Consider the following 19,232-nt stretch of genomic DNA (forward strand, 5'->3'; position numbering starts at 1 on the left):
TTATTCTGACTTTTCAATAGTTATACAATCTGCAGGATTATTGGATATTTGTAATTTTGCATCTGAAGGTGAGATATAAGGTATCCCCAATCCTAATCCACGCAATATAAATAATAATCCAATAATAACAACAAATACTGGAATTGCTTTTTGAATTTTATTTCTAATAGATAAATTTACAAAATTCCCTAAAAATATTGCACCAGTCATTAAAGGAATTGTACCAATTCCAAAAACTGCCATATATAACGCTCCATTAACAGCATTACCTGTTGATATTGAACCAAGTAAAGCCATATAAACAAGTCCACAAGGTAAAAACCCATTAAAAAACCCAATTAAAAATAATGCTTTATTAGATTTTTTTGTTAGATATGAACCCAACTTTTGTTTAACTTTTCCTATAATTTGATATAAAGGTTTAGAAAAATTGTATTTATTAAAAATTGCTACAGGTATTAATACTATGGCAATCATTACAACCCCCATTAAAATGGACAAACGTTGCTGAAAACCAGCCAAATACAATCCTTTACCTATAAAACCAAAAAGTAATCCAATAAGAGAATAACTAATTATACGCCCTAAGTGGTATAAAATTGTTTGAAATATTAATTTTGATTTAGAAGATCTATCTACAGGCAATACAAAAGCTATTGGCCCACACATACCTATACAATGGAAACTTCCAGCTAAACCTAAAACCAACGCAGTCCATAGCATATTAATACATTATTTTTTCTTTGAATAAATATTCACTTTCAGCTTGTTTCCACTCAATTTTAATATCCCACCTACCTTCAACCAATGTTTCATTTTTTATTAAAAACTCATTTGTTTCTAATTTAATTGGTAAGTCAAAATCAATTTTATCATTAGATAACCTTTGAAAATAGATTGTACCAGAAATAGTTGATGGATCAAATTCTTTTGGAAATACAATTAATAAACCTTCACTTGTTTTTTTTATTGAAACATTTTCTTTTAAAGCAATCCCTTTATTTTGTTGATCTATTTCTGTTTGATAATTAAGCTCATCTTTATAATAATCTTCAGATACCAAATGATGGTCATATTTATTAACAAAATGTGCTTTATACACAAAAGATAATATAAATACCATAAACGATACCAATGCGATAACAATACCCATTGGCCAAGTAAATTTAATTTTCATGTGTTTATTTTTATTGTTTCGTATAAATTACGTGCTACTTACCACATCCTTATTGAATGATTTATACATAACCATTCAACCGGTTAAAAGACACTTAGCTCGCTTATTTTTATGTTATTTAATAATTAAAGGACCCGTAAAATTAGTAGTTGTAGATTCAATTAATTTACCATTTGAATACACTCCTACTTTTAATTTTTCTTTAGACGAATTTAGGTCTTTTTTATCAATTTCTATAAATAAAGTCCCTTCTTTTAACCCTTGTTTCACAAGATTAATTTTACCTCCAATTAGGTCTATTTTTCCTGGATGAGAAATTAATTTAAGATCTAAATTTTCTAAATCTTCGGTTGTTTTATTTATTAACTTAACGGTATACACATTTTTAATGGTAGTTTCGGTACTTTGGAAAGTTTGCCCTGGCAAACGCAAAATTGTAGCTTCAATATCATTTCTTAAAAATAACATTGTTATTAAAACCCCAATTAATATGGTTAATATTGTAGAATAAGCAATTAAACGCGCGTTAAATTTAAATTTTTCTTTTTTATCGATATTATCTTCAGAAGCATAACGTATAAGACCTTTATCAAATCCAGATCTATCCATAATAGCATCACAAGCATCTATACACGCTGTACAGTTAATACATTCTAATTGCGTACCATTTCTAATATCAATACCTGTTGGACAAACTTGTACACATTGTTTACAATCTATACAATCTCCATGCCCAAGTTCATCTCTATTTTCATCTTTACGTAATTTTTTTCTACCAGAAGTTCCCTCTCCTCTAACATAATCATATGCAACATTAATAGATTTATTATCTAATAATACTCCTTGCAATCTACCATAAGGACAAACAATAATACAAACTTGTTCTCTAAACCAAGCAAATACAAAATAAAAAACACCGGTAAAAGCTAATAGATAAGCTAATGTACTAAGATGCTCTAATGGACCATCAGTTATATAAGATAAAACCTTATCAGAACCAATAATATACGCTAAAAATACATTTGAAATTACAAACGATATTATAAAAAACATAAACCATTTAAAAACACGTTTTCTAATTTTTTCAGCATTCCATTCTTGTTTATCTAATTTTATTTGTTTGGATCTATCTCCTTCAATTAAGTATTCTACTTTTCTAAAAACCATTTCCATAAAAATAGTTTGAGGACAAACCCACCCACAAAATATTCTTCCAAATACTACTGTAAATAAAATTACAAAAACAACACTAACAAGCATTGAAATTACTAACAAATGAAAATCTTGTGGCCAAAAAGGGAAACCGAAAATATGAAATTTACGTTCTAAAATATTAAATAGTAAAAATTGGTTTCCTTTAATTTTAATAAAAGGAGCAGCTAATAAAAAGCCTAATAAAAACCAACTAACAATCGTTCGATAATTATAAAGTTTACCTTTTGGTTTTTTAGGAAAAATAAAATTTCTTTTTCCACTTTTATCAATTGTTGCTATTGAATCTCTAAATACTTCTTTATTATCTTTATCCATTGTAAACTTTATTCTGAATTAAAAAGTTAAGCAAAATTATAGTTTATTGTTGTCTTATTAAGAAACAAAAGTGACAAAAAAAGGGTAAAGAAACAGATTTAATTATTAGAATATTATAAATCTGTTACTTTACCCCAACTTTTCTACTAACTTTAAAAATAAAAACTTGATGTTTTTTTGTAGAAATTAACATTTATAATACTGTTAAACCAACTAAGCTAGCAAGTTGTTAAATATTAATAATGCCTAACTACTTTTTATTCTTCTGGCCAAATAATATCTCCTTCAGCTGCTTTTGGATTTGCTGGTTGTGTTCCTTGCATAGAAACAATATAACTTGCCAACTGAATTCTTTCATCTCTACTAATAGTACTTTCCCAAGCAATCATACCTTTACCTGGTCTACCACCTTTTGAAATAGTATTATAAATACTTTTAACATCACCACCTAAAATCCAATGATTGTCTGTTAAATTAGGTCCAATACTACCACCTAAATCAGCTAAATGACAAGCCGTACAAGTTTTAGATGCAAACAATTCTTTTCCTTTTGAAATACTTTCAGCATCTGTTAAGGCTACAATATTAGAATCATCGAATAATTCCGGATTAGCAGCTTTGTACGCTTCAACTTGCGCTTTACCTTCTGCTATTTCAGTTGCAAATTCTTTTTCTTGACTATATTCTTCAGAATTATAAAATACTTGAACATAGTAAAAGATACTAATTGCTATGGTAATATAAAAACCGTATAACCACCATGGTGGTAATACATTATCTAGTTCTTTAATACCATCATAATCATGTTCTAACATTATGTCTTCTTCCGTTCCTAAATCGTGGGCCTTAGTCATGGATTTCATAAACTTTTTCCAACCCGATATGTTTTCTGAATTTTTATTCATCTGTATTTTCTTTTGTATTAGTATCGTTATCGAAAGGTAAATTACTTAAATTATCAATTCTTCTTTTAGGAAGTCTAAAAACAAATATGATCATTGTTGAAAAAACTAAGAAGAATAAGATTAGTGAAATTATTGGATAAATTTCAACACCTTCAATACTCTCTAAATTATGTTTTATAAATTTTAACATAGGTTTATTATTTTAAGGCTGTTTGATTTGCTTTAATATCTGTACCCAAACGTTGTAAATAAGCAATTAAAGCTACTATTTCTTTATTTTGAATATTACTTGAGCCATAATTTTTAACAAATTCAGGATCTTGTCTTAGATTATTCTCAATTTCTTTAGCTTGAGTTAATAAAGCTTGTTTAGCTCCTTTAATTTCTTCTTCTGTATAAGGAACACCAAGACTAACTAGCCCTTCCATTTTACTTTCTAAATTAGAAGCATTCATATCATTTTTAATCAACCAAGAATATCGTGGCATAATAGAGCCTGGAGATGTAGATCTAGGATCTAACATATGGTTAAAGTGCCAATTGTCGTTGTATTTTCCACCAACTCTATGTACATCTGGTCCGGTTCTACGTGATCCCCATAAGAATGGATAATCGTAAACATACTCACCAGCTTTAGAATATTCTCCATAACGTTCAACTTCAGAACGGAAAGGACGAATCATTTGAGAGTGACAGTTATTACAACCTTCTCTAATATAAATATCTCTTCCTTCTAATTCTAGTGGTGTATATGGTTTAACACTTTCTATTGTAGGGATGTTAGATTTTACCAATATTAACGGAACAATTTCTACCAATCCACCTATTAAAATAGCTACAGTTGTTAAAATTGTAAATAATACTGTTTTTCTTTCTAACCAAGTATGCAAACCTTCTCCTGCAATTCGTCTACCACTAATTTTTTTCAATGGAGCAGCTTCAGCTAATTCATCTTCAACTGTAGATCCTGCTTTTGCTGTTTTAATAACATTTATTGCTAATAAAACAAAACCTGTTAAATATAAAGTACCTCCTATTGCACGCATTGCATACATTGGAATTACTTGTGTAACAGTTTCTAGGAAGTTACCATACACCAATGTTCCATCTGGATTGAATTGTTTCCACATAAATGCTTGTGTAAACCCTGCAACATATAATGGTATTGCGTAAAATAAAATTCCTAAAGTACCTAACCAAAAATGTGTATTTGCCAATTTTCTAGAATACAATGGTGTTTTCCATAATTTTTCTGCTAACCAATATACAATACCAGCAATCATAAATCCGTTCCAAGCTAAAGCTCCAATATGTACGTGACCGACAATCCAATCAGTATAATGTCCAATTGCATTTAAATTTTTAAACGATAACATAGGTCCTTCAAAAGTAGCCATACCATAACCAGTAATAGCTACTACAAAGAATTTTAATACTGGGTTTTCACGAACTTTATCCCAAGCTCCACGCAAGGTTAACAATCCGTTTATCATACCACCCCAAGATGGGAAAATAAGCATTACAGAAAATACAGTACCTAAATTTTGTGCCCATTCTGGTAATGCTGTATATAATAAATGGTGAGGTCCAGCCCAAATGTATAAAAATATTAATGTCCAGAAGTGAATAATAGAAAGTCTATAAGAATAAACTGGTCTATTAGCAACTTTAGGAACAAAGTAATACATTAAACCTAGAATTGGTGTTGTTAAGAAAAACGCCACCGCATTATGTCCGTACCACCATTGTACCAATGCATCTTGTACTCCAGAGTAAACTGAATAACTTTTAAATGCAGACACAGGCATTTCTAAATTGTTAAATATGTATAGAACAGCAATAGTTACTAATGTTGCAATATAAAACCATATTGCTACATAAATATGTCTTTGTCTTCTTTTTAAAATGGTTCCAATAAGGTTTATTCCAAAAACTACCCAGATTAAAACAACGGCAATATCTATTGGCCATTCTAATTCGGCATATTCTTTAGATGATGATAACCCTAAAGGTAATGTAATTGCAGCTGCTACTATAATTGATTGCCAGCCCCAAAAATGAATTCTACTTAAAACGTCATTAAACATTCTTGTTTTAAGTAATCTCTGAGTTGAGTAGTAAACCCCTAAGAAAATACCGTTCCCTACAAAGGCAAAAATAACTGCGTTGGTATGTAAAGGACGTAAACGACCAAAACTTAACCAAGAAATAGCACTATCTGAACCTGTAAACTCTAATAATCCTGGGAAAACAAAAAGAAGTGCTACTAAAAGCCCTACTAACATTCCTACAACTCCCCATAGAATTGTAGCCCAAAGAAACATTTTAACTATTTTATTATCATAATAAAACTGTTCTTTTTCCATACTTGTTTGATTAATTTAAATGATTATATAATTATTCTTGTTGATTTTCTAATTGTTCTTTTTGAACTAATTTTTCTTTTTTCTTTGTAACCAATTCATCATCAAATAACATTCTTACAGACGGCGTGTAGGTATCCTCATACTGTCCCGATTTTACAGACTTTATAAATACTATAAAAAAAAACACGGCAACAATAATACTTACACCTATAGTTATGTAAACTACCTCCATTTTTAATTTAATTAGTTATTTTTTGGAATAAATGACAAAAATATTATTTAATTTGTAAAATAGTATGATAAATATCATACTATTTTAATTAGATTTTATCTAATGTACGAAATTATAACTTTTTTGAAACCCAATTTGTAAGAATAGTTACAAACACTACAATTGAAATTGAACTTAAAGGCATTAAAATTGCTGCTACAACAGGAGTTAACATTCCTGTCAAAGCAAAATATAAACCAATTACATTATAACAAAACGATAAGACAAAACTAGCTTTTATTATAGCTATAGTTTTTTTAGAAAGCTCTAAAAACTCTGGTAATTTATTAAAGAGTTTAGCATCTAAAATGGCATCACAAGCTGGAGAAAATACATTTACGTCTTCAGAAATAGCAATACCAACATTACTTTGAGCCAATGCACCTGCATCATTTAGTCCATCTCCAATCATCATAACTTTCTTATTATTTTCTTGCATGTTTTTTATAAACTCTAACTTATCTTCTGGTTTTTGATTAAATTTAAACAATGTGTTTTTAGGTAATAGCGTTTGTAAATACTGCTTTTCTCCATCATTATCTCCAGACAGTATTACCAAATTGTAATTTACACCTAACTTTTCAAAAACTTCTTTTGTTCCTTCTCTATAACTGTTTTTAAATAAATAATATCCTTTAAATTCATTGTTTATTTTTATATAAATAGACGTTTCATTAGTAGCTACAGATTTAGCTTCTACAAAACTTGAAGCTCCAATTTTAAAAGTGGTATTATTTATAGTTGCTTCAATACCTTTTCCTAAAATTTCATTAAAAGAAGTTGGTTTTTCAATTAATGACTCTACATCTAAAAATTCATATAAAGATCTGCTTAATGGGTGATTTGAAGCTCTTAATATACTTTTTAAACTACTTTTTTCCACATCGGTTAATGCAGTTCCATAATATGTTAACTGAGATTTATCACTTGTTGTAATGGTTCCTGTTTTATCAAAAATAATAGTATCTACTTTTGATGTATTTTCTATGGTTTCTGAATTCTTTAAATAAAAATTCTTATATCCAAAAATTCGTAAAATATTTCCAAAAGCAAATGGAGCTGATAAAGCTAATGCACAAGGACAGGCTATAATTAACACTGCCGTTACAACATTAAACAACATATCAACATTATAAAAGTACCAAAAAACACCACCCAAAAAGGCAATTAATAAAATAGCAATTGTAAAAAATCTACTTATAGAATCTGTAATATTTTTTATAGTTTTTTCGTTAGATTTATTAAAAACATCATTACTCCATAACTGAGTTAAATAACTTTGTTCAATAGAATTTATTACTTCCATTTCAATAGCGCCCGCAGTTTGTTTTCCTCCAGCAAATAATTTATCTCCAGAATTTTTTATTACAGGTATAGATTCTCCAGTAACAAAACTGTAATCTATAGCTGCATTTCCATTTATTAAAATACCATCTACAGGAATCAATTCTCCGTTTCTAATTAAAAGACGATCGCCTTTTTTTATATCTTTTACCTGTATATTTATTTCTTTATCATCTAAAATTAAAGAAACTGCTATTGGAAAATAAGATTTATAATCTCTCTCAAACGATAAAAAGTTATATGTTTTTTGTTGAAAAAATTTACCTAATAATAAAAAGAAAACCAAACCAGATAAACTATCAAAAAAACCAGAACCAATATCTAAAAATATTTCTACAGTACTTCTTACAAATAAGACAGAAATTCCTAAAGCTATTGGAACATCAATATTTAACATTTTATGTTTTAAACCTTTGTAAGCAGAAATAAAATAGTCTTTTGCCGAATAAAAAACAACGGGTATTACCATTACAAACATTAACAATCTAAATAAATGCTTGTATTTTTCTAACCAAAATTCATCAACTTCAAAATACTCTGGAAAGGATAATAACATTATATTACCAAAAGCAAATGCAGCAATAGCGACCTGATAAATTAATGTTTTGTCAACCTTATTTTTTTTAGAATCCGCATCCTCTAAACTTATATATGGCTCATACCCTATTGATGTTATTAACTCTACTAATTCTTTTAAATTGGTGCTTTTATTCTTAAAAGTAATTCGTAATAATTTCTTTGGAAAATTAACCATTGAAATAGTTACCCCTTCATTAAGCTTATTTAAATTTTCTAATACCCAAATACAAGAACTACAATGTATACTTGGAATGTAAAATTCTACAACTGAAGTTTCAGTATCGTTAAATTCTAAAAGTTTTTCAATTATTTCTTCGTTATCTAAGTAATTGTACTTTCCTTTAATATCGGAAGGTATTGAACCAGGAGAAGATTCTAAATCGTAATAACAAGTTAATTCGCTAGCGTTTAATATTTCGTAAACAGTTTTACAACCGTTGCAACAAAAAAACTTATCATTAAACTCTACTGGTTTTTTGCCACAATCCGCACCGCAGTGATAACAATTTTTTACACTCATATTGCTAAATTAACACTACAAAACTATTGATTTCTTACGGTATAACAATGACAAATATCATATTATATAACTAAATAGTATCATTTAATTTTGTAAATTTGTAATGTTTTAATTAAAACTATTCCTATTCGTATGTCGAACTGCAGGCAATGTATTATAAAAAGATTTAATGCTTTAAAAACATTAACTAATGATGAAATAGAAACTTTTTCTGATCATAAAACAACTGTTATTATAAAAAAAGGAGAACATTTAATGACAGAAGGAAGTGCTATAAATGGTTTGTATTGCATTAAAGATGGTAAAGGAAAATTAACAAAACTAAATACCAACGGTAAAGAGCAAATTATAAAATTTATTAAAGGAGGAGATATTTTAGGACATCGTTCTTTATTAAGTGAAGAATTAGTTGGATTAAATGCAATTGCCCTTGAAGATATGCATGTTTGTTTTATACCAAAAGGAGATATCTTAGATACCATTAAGGTAAATAATCAATTCTCTCTTAATTTAATGAGAAATATTTCACATCAATTAAATGAAGCTAATACTTTAATATCTCAAATGGCTCAAAAGCCCGTTAAAGATAGATTAGCAGAAACTTTATTGCATTTAGAAGAAGTATTTGGCTTAGATAATAAAGGCTTTATTGATGTTGTTTTAACTCGTGAAGAAATTGCAAACACTATTGGAACAGCTACAGAATCTGCTATACGATTATTATCTAATCTTAAAAAAGATGGCGTAATTGATTTACAAGGTAAAAAAATTAAAATTTCTAATAAAAATGAATTAAAAAATATTTCTGAAGGTTATTAATTTTTAAAATATTCTTAAATTATTTATAAATAAAAGAAATCCCAAGCTAAACTTGGGATTTCTTATGATTATTATAGTTGTAGTAAATTATATTAAGAATCAATAGATCCTAAAACACGTTTCATAAATGTGTTTAATGCTTCTTTTTTTGGCATACCATCTTTAACCATTTTATCAACTTCTATGGCACCATAAAGATTAGAAATAATTTCACCAATAACATCTAACTCTTCATCCTTTAACGATGGCACTTCAGTTAAAGCTTCCAAAGTTTCTATGGTTTCAATAACATAATCTTGATCGTTTTCTTCGATAAAATTAGTTAAGTGCTTAATTACTGGTAACTTCATTTACTAAGTCTTTTAAAATTTCAAATTTATTTGTTTGTACTTGATTTACAAAAGCTCCTGCTTTAAAAGTTGCAAACGTTGGTAAATTATCTACAGTTGCTAATTTACGCGTATTTGGAAATTTTTCTGCATCAGCAATTACAAAAACAGCATCTGGATTTTCAGTAGCTAATTTTTTAAACTTTGGTTTCATAATTCTACAATTACCACACCAAGTAGCTGCATATTGTACAACTACAGTTTTATTATCAGCTACAATTTGCTCTAGATTATCTTCTGTTAACTCTTGAAACATAATTTATTATTTTTTAGTGTGAAGCTAAGTATTCTGCTGTTCCTTTTGCGTTTGGAGACATTGCATCTTTTCCTTCTTCCCAGTTAGCTGGACAAACTTCTCCATTTTTTTGAACGTGCGTATAAGCGTCTATTAAACGTAAATATTCATTTACATTTCTACCAACTGGCATATGATTTATTCCTTCATGAAAAACTACTCCGTCTTCATCAATTAAGTAAGTAGCTCTATATGTTACATTATCTCCTTCAACTTGAACAGTTCCTGTTGCTTCATCAAAAGTTTCTTCTGTAATATCTAAAATACCTAAAATACTTGATAAATTACGGTTACTATCTGCTAAAATTGGGTATGTAACACCTTCAATACCTCCATTATCTTTTGGTGTATTTAACCAAGCAAAATGTACTTCTGGAGTATCACAAGAAGCTCCAATTACTACTGTATTTCTTTTTTCAAATTCACCTAAAGCTTCTTGAAAAGCGTGTAATTCAGTTGGACAAACAAATGTAAAATCTTTTGGGTACCAAAATAACAATACTTTTTTGTTATTATTAATTGCTTCTTCTAATACATTTACTTTAAATGTATCACCCATTTCGTTCATTGCATCTACATTTAAGTCTGGAAATTTTTTACCTACAGCTGTTGCCATTTTTTATTATTTTTAATTATTAATATTCTTTTTTAACATTACAAATATACAGTCTAAAACTATAAATAAAATAAAAATCTTATGCTAATTATTTATATTAACATAAGATTTATTTATACTTATAAATAAAAGATATAAGGTTTAACTATTTACTAGCAAAAAGCTTTACATCATTTTCTGAAACAACTTTTTCTCCTAAAATAATAAGTCGTTCTACTACATTTCTTAGTTCTCTAATATTACCTGTCCAACTATATTCTTGTAAAAGTTTTATGGCTTTTTCAGAAAAAGTTTTTACAGCTGTACCTTGTTCACTAGCAACTTGTGCAGCAAAAAAGTTAATTAACAAAGGAATATCATTTCTTCTATCGTTTAATGCTGGTACTTCTATTAAAATTACAGCCAATCTATGGTATAAATCTTCTCTAAATTTTCCATCTGCAATTTCTTTAGTTAAGTTTTTATTAGTGGCTGCAATTACTCTTACATCTACTTTAATATCTTTATCGCTACCTACTCTAGATATTTTATTTTCTTGTAATGCTCTTAAAACTTTAGCTTGAGCAGACAGACTCATATCTCCAATTTCATCTAAAAAAATGGTTCCTCCATTTGCTGCTTCAAATTTACCCGCTCTATCTTTATTAGCTCCTGTAAACGATCCTTTTACATGTCCAAAAAGCTCACTTTCTATTAATTCTGAAGGAATTGCAGCACAGTTTACTTCAATCATAGGTGCTTTTGTTCTAGCACTTTTTTCATGTAACCAATGCGCTACCAACTCTTTACCTGTTCCATTTGGTCCAGTTATTAAAACTCTAGCATCTGTTGGAGCTACTTTTTCAATCATATCTTTTATATGAGTTATGGCTGCACTTGTACCAATCATCTCATACTTTTTACTCACTTTTTTCTTTAAAAGTTTATTTTGTACAATTAATTGTTTTCTGTCAAGTGCATTTCTAACAGTATTTAGTAAACGATTTAAATCTGGCGGTTTTGAAATATAATCAAAAGCTCCTAAACGCATTGTATTTACAGCTGTATCAAGATCTCCGTGGCCAGAAATCATAACAATAGGAATTTCAGGTTTAATTTTTTTTACTTTTTCCAACACCTCAACACCATCCATTTTAGGCATTTTAATATCACAAAGCACTAAATCATAATCCGATTTTGTAATCATTTCTAAACCAACTAAACCATCCTCTGCTCCTTCTACCTGATAGGCATCATTTTCTTCAGAAATAATTTTTGTTAATACTCTGCGAATTGCAGCTTCATCTTCAATTATTAATATTTTCGACATTTATAGTATTTTTAATGAATTTCAAATTATACTTATTTTTCACTTCAAAAAGTAAGCCAACATTTATTTTAATTTGTTTTTAGCATTTAGAAACTGGTATCTGGTATCAAAAATAAATTTCAAGTTTTTATATATGCTTTTTTTTAATTTTCCGACTTAATAACATGAACATCTCTTTGAGGAAATGGAATTGATATATTGTGTTCTTTAAAAAGTGTATCAATTTTAAAACGGATGTCACTTTTAGGTATAGATGCGAGAAAACTATCATTTAATGTGAAAATTAATTTAAAATCTAATGAACTATCTCCAAAATTAACGAATAAAACTAAAGGTTTAGGTTCTGCTAAAACTGCTGAATGAGAAGCAGCTGCTTCAAGTAATAATTGCTTTACTAATTCTGTATCACTGCCATAAGCCACACCTACTAAAATATGTTCTCGCGTTTCTTTTCCGTTGGCTGTCCAATTATATAAACTATTTGTTAAGTATAAATGATTTGGGATAATTAGCACTTTATTATCTATAGTAACAGCTCTTGTTGTTCTTAATTTAATTTCCTCAACTCTACCTACTTTACCTTCTAACTCTATAATATCACCTACATGAACAGATTGATCAACTATTATAAAAACACCTGAAATTATATCTTGAAATAAGGTTTGTAATGCTAAACCTATACCTACTAACAAGGCCGCTGAAGCTGCAAAAACCCCTGTTATATTAACACCTATATTATGGAATGTGGTTAAAACAATTATTACATAAATAAACCATTTACTATAAGAAAATAACGATCTAAATTTTATTTTATCTTCTTTTGGTAAATTTTTTGTTATTATTTTTTTTATAAATTTTAAAACTACAGAAGCAAGTATTAAAGTAATAATAACTATTAAAATTGCTTTAACAGTTATGTGTATATCTTTACTAAAATCAATTTCATAATTTAAAAAGTCGACAACTCCTTCCATATTTAAATTTTACCACTAATTTATTGTAGTTATTTTAAAAATAAAAACTTCTTTAATATTTTAACCATTTATACAATTCTTTATAGCTTGGTTTTTTTCCGTACATTAAAATACCGACTCTATAAATTTTTGCTGCAAACCAAACTATTAATAAAAATGTACCTATTAAAAGTAACATAGAAGTAATAATTTGCCACATTGGTACTCCAAATGGTATTCGCATTAACATAACAATTGGTGATGTTAATGGAAACAATGAAAATGCAAGCGCTATTGGTCCGTGCGGATTTTCTATTACAGAAAAACCAACATAAATTGCAATAACTAACGGCATTAAAACGGGCATCATAAATTGTTGTGTATCGGTTTCGCTATCAACCGCAGCACCGATTGCCGCATAAATAGAACTATAAATTAAATAACCTCCAATAAAATATATTATAAATGAAAAAAACATGGTTAAAATTGGTAAGTTTCTCACTTCCATAAAGGCAATTTGAATATCGCTCATTAAAGTTTGTTCTACTTGTTGTGTAATTTCAGAATCCACCTGTCCTATTGCTGCACTAGAAACTGATGCATCAGCAGCAAAAAATAAAGATAAAATGTACATTAAAAATCCGGCTGAAATCATCCAAATAACAAACTGTAAAATACCAGCTAACGCATTTCCTAAAATTTTCCCCATCATTAATTGAAATGGTTTTACTGATGAAATTATAACTTCAATTATTCTACTTGTTTTTTCTTCAATAACACTACGCATTACAGAGGTTCCGTAAATAATTATAAACATAAAAATTAAATAGCCAAATCCACCTCCTGCAACCATTCTTAAAATACTTCCAATTTTTGAAGATTTTTCACCTGTAAAATTTTCTGTTGCTATATTAATTGTAGTTTCTGTTGCTTTAATTTTTTCTATATCAAAATTAAGTTGTTCTATTTTTAAATCTCTAATTCGTTTTTCTAAAATACTTTCAATATTACTTAATAAACTTAAACTAGGTGCATCTTCAGAATAAAATGAAATATTTGAAGCTATTGCTGTTAAACTATCTTTTTTGGGAATGTATAAAATACCGTAATAATTACCTTCTGTTTGTTTTCTTGCCTCATCAATACCTAGTACTGTTAAATCTACATATTTAATTGAATTTGAATCTGTAAATACAGATTCTAATACGTTAGATTCATCTACAAATGCTATTGTTTTTACCTCTTCACTATTTTTTACATTTAAAAATATAATTAATGCGCTAAGCCCAACCATTAAAAGCGGACTTAATATGGTCATTACTATAAACGATTTGTTTTTAACTTTTGCTAAAAACTCTCTTTTTATTATTAATTTTAATTTATCCATTAGGTATTTTGAATGATTAAAAGATTGAAAACTAAAAGATTATCTTTTTCAATTATAAATTATTTGCTACAGCTTTTAAAAATATATCGTTAGCACTTGGAATAATTTCAGTAAAATGAGTGATTTGTGCTTTGTTATTTAAAAATTGAATTAAATCTTTTGAAGATTCTGTGTTTTTTAAATCTACAATTAAACGAAGATCTTCGTTAAAAGTCATTGTTTCTGAAGTTGCTGTAGTAAATTTTGAATTTATTTCCTTTAAAAGAACATTTTTATCGTTGCATGATAAGCCAACTTCAAACTGATTGGTTTTAAATTCTTCTTTAATATCATTTAACTTTCCGTCTAAAATTTTCTTAGATTTATCTATCAAAGCTATATAATCGCATAACTCCTCAACAGATTCCATTCTGTGAGTAGAAAAAATAATACTTGCTCCTTCATCTCGTAATTTTAAGATTTCATCTTTAATTAAGTTGGCATTAATTGGATCAAAACCACTAAAAGGTTCGTCAAAAATCAATAATTTAGGCGTGTGCATAACGGTTACAATAAATTGTACTTTTTGCGCCATTCCTTTAGAAAGTTCCTGAATTTTTTTATCCCACCAATCACTAATATCAAATTTTTCGAACCAATATTTTAGCTTCTTTTTAGCATCTGTTTTAGACAAGCCTTTAAGTTGTGCTAAATACAAAGCTTGTTCACCAACTTTCATACCTTTATACAAACCTCGCTCTTCAGGTAAATACCCTATTTGCTGTACGTATTCAGGCTTAAGCTCTTCTCCATCCAAATATATGATACCTTTATCTGGTAAGGTAATTTGATTTATAATTCTAATAAGTGAGGTTTTTCCAGCTCCGTTTGGTCCTAATAATCCAAAAACACTTCCTTTTGGAACCGAAATTGAAACGTTGTTTAATGCTGTAAAATCTCCATAGCTTTTACTCACATTTTCAACCGTTAAAACATGTTTCATTCTTTTTATTATTGATTTAAAAAAACGAAAGTAAAATTATTTTATTTGAAATTGGCTAAACTCGCAATAAATTAATAAATTTTCTCGATATATTTTCGCTGAATTTCTTTTAAAAACTCAATAGTTGCCTTTGGTTTAACTACACGCAGCATTTCTGTTATTCCTGCATTTGTATAAAAAATACCTTTAGCAATGTCATAACTTTTATCTGTAATATTATTTTTAATTTCAAAAGTATAGGTTCTAAATTCTTCCCAAGATAAGTGCTCTGGAATTTCTATATAAAAAACATCACTTTCTTCTTTAGATTGGTAAAATCCTTTTTCTAATTCGTCTATATTAAAAAATCTGTTTATTCTAATTAGTGCATCTGTATCTTTAAATTTTTCACTTTTTGCAAATTCAAAACCAGCGTTGTGGTAATATTGTTGTATAGTTGCTATTTCTGTATATCTATTTATACCTTTTACTCGTATCCCATTCAGTTTTCTCGATCCAATTGAAATTTCACATTTAGCACCTATTAATTCTAAATTATAAGTCTCATTAATTTTTCTAGTTGTTCTTAATATTTTTTCAAAAGAATTTTGAACTTTAGTTACAAAAATTATAGAAATAGGTTTATTAATATCTGTAAACCTGCTATAATAAGATTTAAACGGATCGGGAACATTAATTACAAATGTTTTTGGTATTTTGTTTTCATCAACCGTGTCAATGTTTTCTTGAATAATAACCTTTCCAATTAATTCTTTAGTAGTCATATTTTTATAGTTAGTTTTAGTTTTTTAAACTTATTCATTTTTTTTATAAAAAGCAAACAAATCTTTTTTGATAGGTATTTTTTCAATTTATTATGCGTGCATAGTATTTTTTTTATATATTTGAGAAATGCAAAAAGAACAAACTATAGATCACGTACTTAGAGCAACATGGCAGGCAGTTGCAAAAATGTATAATGAACAGGCTTCAAAATATGATAGTACAATGTCTATGGCATTTGTATTATTAAATATAGACAAAGTAAATGGTACACCATCTACCTCTTTAGGACCGCAAATGGGTATGGAGCCAACTAGTTTATCTCGTGTATTAAAAAATATGGAAGAAAGGGGTGCTATATACAGAGAAAAAAACCCTAACGACGGACGAGGTGTATTAATAAAATTAACAAGTTATGGATTAAAAAAAAGAAAAATTTCTAAGGAACATGTCATTCAATTTAATGAAGCCGTAAAAAGCCAACTTGATCCTGAAAAAATTCAAAACTTTTTTGAAGTTGCTAAAACCATAAACGATTTAATTGCTAAAAAAGCAATTTTTGAAAACGTACATACTAAATAAAAAAACATAAATAATGAAAAGACCAATTAAAAAAGTTGCAGTTATAGGCTCCGGTATTATGGGATCTGGAATTGCATGTCATTTTGCAAACATTGGTGTTGAAGTTTTGCTACTCGATATTATTCCGCGAGAATTAAACGAGGCAGAAAAAGCAAAAGGTTTAACACTTGAAAACAAGAACGTTAGAAACCGATTGGTAAACGATAGTTTAAAAGCTTCGTTAAAATCTAAACCCTCACCTATTTACAATCAAAAATTTGCTAGTAGAATTTCTACAGGAAATTTAAAAGATGATTTACATAAAATTAAAGATGTAGATTGGATTATTGAGGTTGTTATAGAGCGTTTAGATATTAAAAAATCTGTTCTTGAACAAGTTGAAAAATACCGAAAACCTGGAACTCTAATAACTTCTAATACTTCTGGAATTCCTATTAGTTATATGAATGAAGGCAAAAGTGAAGATTTTCAAAAACATTTTGCAGTAACGCACTTTTTTAATCCGCCACGTTATTTAAAATTATTTGAAGTAGTTCCTGGTCCAAATTGTTCTAAAGACGTTACTGACTTTTTAATGATGTATGGAGAAAAATTCTTAGGAAAAACTTCAGTTTTAGCAAAAGATACTCCAGCATTTATTGGAAACAGAGTTGGTATTTTTGGTATTATGAGTCTTTTCCATCAAGTAAAAGAATTAGGTTTAACTGTTGAAGAAGTAGATAAATTAACCGGCCCAGTTATTGGCCGCCCAAAATCTGCTACGTTTAGAACAGTAGATGTTGTTGGTTTAGATACTCTGGTACACGTTGCCAATGGTATTTATGAAAATTGCCCAACAGACGAATCGCACGAACTGTTTAAACTTCCTAAATTTATTAATACAATGATGGAAAATAAATGGCTTGGTAGTAAAACCGGACAAGGTTTTTACAAAAAAGTTGTTGAAGGTGGTAAAAAATCCATTCTATCTTTAGATTTAGATACTTTAGAATACCGCCCAAGTAAACGTGCAAAATTTGCAACTTTAGAATTAACTAAAACTATTGATAAAGTTATTGATCGTTTTAAAGTTTTAATAAAAGGAAAAGATAAAGCCGGAGAATTTTATAGAAAAAACTTCGCTGCAATGTTTGGATACGTTCAAAATAGAATTCCTGAAATTTCAGATGAATTATACCGACTAGACGATGCTATGAAAGCTGGTTTTGGTTGGGAACACGGACCTTTTCAAATTTGGGATGCCATTGGTGTAGAAAAAGGTATTGATTTAATGCAAGCCGAAAATATACCTGTTGCAAGTTGGGTAACTGAAATGGTTGCTAGTGGAAATAAATCTTTCTACACTGTTTGTGACGGCGCTAAATACTATTATGATATTCCTTCAAAAGAACAAGTTAAAATACCTGGTCAAGATAGTTTTATAATTCTAGATAATATTCGCGAAGCAAAAACTATTTGGTCTAATTCTGGTGCTTCCATTCAACATTTAGGAGACGGAATTTTAAATGTGGAATTTCAATCTAAAATGAACACACTAGGTGGTGAAGTTTTACAGGCAATTAATAAAGGTATTGATTTAGCAGAAACCGAATATAACGCAGTTATATTAGGTAACCAAGCTGCTAACTTTACTGTGGGTGCCAATTTAGCTATGGTTTTTATGATGGCAATTGAGCAAGAATATGACGAGTTAAACTTCTCGGTTAAATATTTTCAAGATACTGTAATGCGTTTGCGTTACTCTTCTTGCCCAACATTAATTACGCCTCACGGATACACTTTTGGTGGTGGTTGCGAATTAAGTATGCACGCAGATAAAGTAATTGCTGCTGCTGAAACTTATATTGGTTTAGTAGAATTTGGTGTTGGAATTATTCCTGGCGGAGCTGGTTCTAAAGAAATGGCTTTAAGAGCTTCAGAAGGTGTTTTAAAAGACGATGTAAAACTAAATAAACTAAGAGATTACTTTATTAATGTTGCTATGGCTAAAGTAGCAACTTCTGCACACGAAGGCTACGATTTAGGTTTCTTAAAAGAACATAAAGATATAGTTGTGGTTAACAAAGACCGACAAATTGCTACGGCAAAACGTTACGCAATTCAAATGTTAGAAGATGGTTATACACAACCTGTTCCAAAAGAAGTATTGGTATACGGACAACAAGCTTTAGGTATGTTTTTAGTTGGAACGGATAGTTTAGAAAAAGGACATTACGCTTCTGAGCACGACAAAAAAATAGCCAATAAATTAGGTTATGTAATGGCTGGTGGAGATTTATCTGAAGCAACTTATGTTTCAGAAAAATACTTGCTAGATCTAGAACGTGAAGCGTTTATGAGTTTAATGACTGAACGAAAAACTTTAGAGCGTATTGAACATATGTTAAAAACAGGGAAACCGCTACGTAACTAGAGTTGAGTAGTTAGTATTGAGTAATTAGATAAC

General features: G+C 28.7%; 19 protein-coding genes. 3 read left to right on the forward strand and 16 right to left on the reverse strand.

Annotated features, from left to right (window positions below; all coding sequences use genetic code 11):
- The 8 genes from MKD41_RS04840 to MKD41_RS04875 all read right to left on the reverse strand — a co-directional run bounded on the left by MKD41_RS04840 (position 1) and on the right by MKD41_RS04875 (position 8,692).
- Positions 1–723 (reverse strand): sulfite exporter TauE/SafE family protein, encoded by a 723-nt coding sequence (locus tag MKD41_RS04840; protein ID WP_240244311.1) that lies wholly within the window; start codon positions 721–723, stop codon positions 1–3.
- Position 724: 1 nt separating this feature from the next.
- The gene (locus MKD41_RS04845; protein ID WP_240244312.1) at positions 725–1,177 is read right to left on the reverse strand and encodes a FixH family protein; all 453 of its coding nucleotides are present in this window, start codon (positions 1,175–1,177) and stop codon (positions 725–727) included.
- A gap of 114 nt (positions 1,178–1,291) precedes the next feature.
- Positions 1,292–2,707, reverse strand: coding sequence for a cytochrome c oxidase accessory protein CcoG (ccoG, locus tag MKD41_RS04850; RefSeq protein WP_240244313.1), 1,416 nt, complete (start codon positions 2,705–2,707; stop codon positions 1,292–1,294).
- A gap of 257 nt (positions 2,708–2,964) precedes the next feature.
- Positions 2,965–3,612: a cbb3-type cytochrome c oxidase N-terminal domain-containing protein gene (locus MKD41_RS04855; RefSeq protein WP_240244314.1), complete on the reverse strand. Its 648-nt coding sequence runs from the start codon at positions 3,610–3,612 to the stop codon at positions 2,965–2,967.
- A complete protein-coding gene (locus MKD41_RS04860) occupies positions 3,605–3,802 on the reverse strand; it encodes a cbb3-type cytochrome c oxidase subunit 3 (protein ID WP_240244315.1) in 198 nt (65 codons plus the stop codon). The genes MKD41_RS04855 and MKD41_RS04860 overlap by 8 nt, the downstream gene beginning before the upstream one ends.
- Before the next feature lie 7 nt (positions 3,803–3,809).
- The gene (ccoN, locus tag MKD41_RS04865) at positions 3,810–5,978 is read right to left on the reverse strand and encodes a cytochrome-c oxidase, cbb3-type subunit I (RefSeq protein WP_240244316.1); all 2,169 of its coding nucleotides are present in this window, start codon (positions 5,976–5,978) and stop codon (positions 3,810–3,812) included.
- Between the two features lie 31 nt (positions 5,979–6,009).
- A complete protein-coding gene (gene ccoS / locus MKD41_RS04870; RefSeq protein ID WP_240244317.1) occupies positions 6,010–6,210 on the reverse strand; it encodes a cbb3-type cytochrome oxidase assembly protein CcoS in 201 nt (66 codons plus the stop codon).
- A 112-nt stretch (positions 6,211–6,322) separates the two neighbouring features.
- A complete protein-coding gene (locus MKD41_RS04875; protein WP_240244318.1) occupies positions 6,323–8,692 on the reverse strand; it encodes a heavy metal translocating P-type ATPase in 2,370 nt (789 codons plus the stop codon).
- Positions 8,693–8,824: 132 nt separating this feature from the next.
- Between MKD41_RS04875 and MKD41_RS04880 the strand changes: the two genes are divergently transcribed.
- Positions 8,825–9,511, forward strand: a complete 687-nt coding sequence (locus MKD41_RS04880) for a Crp/Fnr family transcriptional regulator (RefSeq protein ID WP_240244319.1) — start codon at positions 8,825–8,827, stop codon at positions 9,509–9,511.
- Positions 9,512–9,603: 92 nt separating this feature from the next.
- On the opposite strand, the gene MKD41_RS04885 is transcribed toward MKD41_RS04880, so the two are convergent.
- The 8 genes from MKD41_RS04885 to MKD41_RS04920 form a co-directional block, all read right to left on the reverse strand.
- Positions 9,604–9,861 (reverse strand): DUF6952 family protein, encoded by a 258-nt coding sequence (locus MKD41_RS04885; protein ID WP_240244320.1) that lies wholly within the window; start codon positions 9,859–9,861, stop codon positions 9,604–9,606.
- Positions 9,842–10,156, reverse strand: a complete 315-nt coding sequence (locus MKD41_RS04890; RefSeq protein ID WP_240227794.1) for a thioredoxin family protein — start codon at positions 10,154–10,156, stop codon at positions 9,842–9,844. The genes MKD41_RS04885 and MKD41_RS04890 overlap by 20 nt, the downstream gene beginning before the upstream one ends.
- 13 nt (positions 10,157–10,169) lie before the next feature.
- Complete coding sequence (locus tag MKD41_RS04895) at positions 10,170–10,811, reverse strand: peroxiredoxin (RefSeq protein ID WP_240244321.1); 642 nt, start codon at positions 10,809–10,811, stop codon at positions 10,170–10,172.
- A 145-nt stretch (positions 10,812–10,956) separates the two neighbouring features.
- Entirely contained in the window at positions 10,957–12,120 is a 1,164-nt protein-coding gene (locus MKD41_RS04900) for a sigma-54-dependent transcriptional regulator (protein ID WP_240244322.1), read from the reverse strand.
- 143 nt (positions 12,121–12,263) lie between these two features.
- Entirely contained in the window at positions 12,264–13,094 is an 831-nt protein-coding gene (locus MKD41_RS04905; RefSeq protein ID WP_240244323.1) for a mechanosensitive ion channel family protein, read from the reverse strand.
- Between the two features lie 52 nt (positions 13,095–13,146).
- Positions 13,147–14,460: an ABC transporter permease gene (locus tag MKD41_RS04910; protein WP_240244324.1), complete on the reverse strand. Its 1,314-nt coding sequence runs from the start codon at positions 14,458–14,460 to the stop codon at positions 13,147–13,149.
- 52 nt (positions 14,461–14,512) lie between these two features.
- A complete protein-coding gene (locus MKD41_RS04915; RefSeq protein ID WP_240244325.1) occupies positions 14,513–15,442 on the reverse strand; it encodes an ABC transporter ATP-binding protein in 930 nt (309 codons plus the stop codon).
- A gap of 71 nt (positions 15,443–15,513) precedes the next feature.
- Positions 15,514–16,206, reverse strand: a complete 693-nt coding sequence (locus MKD41_RS04920; protein ID WP_240244326.1) for a hypothetical protein — start codon at positions 16,204–16,206, stop codon at positions 15,514–15,516.
- Between the two features lie 127 nt (positions 16,207–16,333).
- Between MKD41_RS04920 and MKD41_RS04925 the strand changes: the two genes are divergently transcribed.
- Both MKD41_RS04925 and MKD41_RS04930 read left to right on the forward strand, forming a co-directional pair.
- Complete coding sequence (locus tag MKD41_RS04925; protein ID WP_240244327.1) at positions 16,334–16,786, forward strand: MarR family winged helix-turn-helix transcriptional regulator; 453 nt, start codon at positions 16,334–16,336, stop codon at positions 16,784–16,786.
- 13 nt (positions 16,787–16,799) lie between these two features.
- On the forward strand, positions 16,800–19,199 hold the full coding sequence (locus tag MKD41_RS04930) for a 3-hydroxyacyl-CoA dehydrogenase/enoyl-CoA hydratase family protein (protein WP_240244328.1): 2,400 nt from the start codon (positions 16,800–16,802) through the stop codon (positions 19,197–19,199).
- The last annotated feature ends 33 nt before the right edge of the window (positions 19,200–19,232 follow it).

The sequence above is a fragment of the Lutibacter sp. A64 genome (assembly GCF_022429565.1).
Classification (GTDB): domain Bacteria; phylum Bacteroidota; class Bacteroidia; order Flavobacteriales; family Flavobacteriaceae; genus Lutibacter.

Bases quoted from the DNA above. Each gene is read 5' to 3' on its own strand.
- MKD41_RS04840 (WP_240244311.1), bottom strand. From the start codon at position 723: ATGCTATGGACTGCGTTGGTTTTAGGTTTAGCTGGAAGTTTCCATTGT.
- MKD41_RS04845 (WP_240244312.1), bottom strand. From the start codon at position 1,177: ATGAAAATTAAATTTACTTGGCCAATGGGTATTGTTATCGCATTGGTA.
- ccoG (WP_240244313.1), bottom strand. From the start codon at position 2,707: ATGGATAAAGATAATAAAGAAGTATTTAGAGATTCAATAGCAACAATT.
- MKD41_RS04855 (WP_240244314.1), bottom strand. From the start codon at position 3,612: ATGAATAAAAATTCAGAAAACATATCGGGTTGGAAAAAGTTTATGAAA.
- MKD41_RS04860 (WP_240244315.1), bottom strand. From the start codon at position 3,802: ATGTTAAAATTTATAAAACATAATTTAGAGAGTATTGAAGGTGTTGAA.
- ccoN (WP_240244316.1), bottom strand. From the start codon at position 5,978: ATGGAAAAAGAACAGTTTTATTATGATAATAAAATAGTTAAAATGTTT.
- ccoS (WP_240244317.1), bottom strand. From the start codon at position 6,210: ATGGAGGTAGTTTACATAACTATAGGTGTAAGTATTATTGTTGCCGTG.
- MKD41_RS04875 (WP_240244318.1), bottom strand. From the start codon at position 8,692: ATGAGTGTAAAAAATTGTTATCACTGCGGTGCGGATTGTGGCAAAAAA.
- MKD41_RS04880 (WP_240244319.1), top strand. From the start codon at position 8,825: ATGTCGAACTGCAGGCAATGTATTATAAAAAGATTTAATGCTTTAAAA.
- MKD41_RS04885 (WP_240244320.1), bottom strand. From the start codon at position 9,861: ATGAAGTTACCAGTAATTAAGCACTTAACTAATTTTATCGAAGAAAAC.
- MKD41_RS04890 (WP_240227794.1), bottom strand. From the start codon at position 10,156: ATGTTTCAAGAGTTAACAGAAGATAATCTAGAGCAAATTGTAGCTGAT.
- MKD41_RS04895 (WP_240244321.1), bottom strand. From the start codon at position 10,811: ATGGCAACAGCTGTAGGTAAAAAATTTCCAGACTTAAATGTAGATGCA.
- MKD41_RS04900 (WP_240244322.1), bottom strand. From the start codon at position 12,120: ATGTCGAAAATATTAATAATTGAAGATGAAGCTGCAATTCGCAGAGTA.
- MKD41_RS04905 (WP_240244323.1), bottom strand. From the start codon at position 13,094: ATGGAAGGAGTTGTCGACTTTTTAAATTATGAAATTGATTTTAGTAAA.
- MKD41_RS04910 (WP_240244324.1), bottom strand. From the start codon at position 14,460: ATGGATAAATTAAAATTAATAATAAAAAGAGAGTTTTTAGCAAAAGTT.
- MKD41_RS04915 (WP_240244325.1), bottom strand. From the start codon at position 15,442: ATGAAACATGTTTTAACGGTTGAAAATGTGAGTAAAAGCTATGGAGAT.
- MKD41_RS04920 (WP_240244326.1), bottom strand. From the start codon at position 16,206: ATGACTACTAAAGAATTAATTGGAAAGGTTATTATTCAAGAAAACATT.
- MKD41_RS04925 (WP_240244327.1), top strand. From the start codon at position 16,334: ATGCAAAAAGAACAAACTATAGATCACGTACTTAGAGCAACATGGCAG.
- MKD41_RS04930 (WP_240244328.1), top strand. From the start codon at position 16,800: ATGAAAAGACCAATTAAAAAAGTTGCAGTTATAGGCTCCGGTATTATG.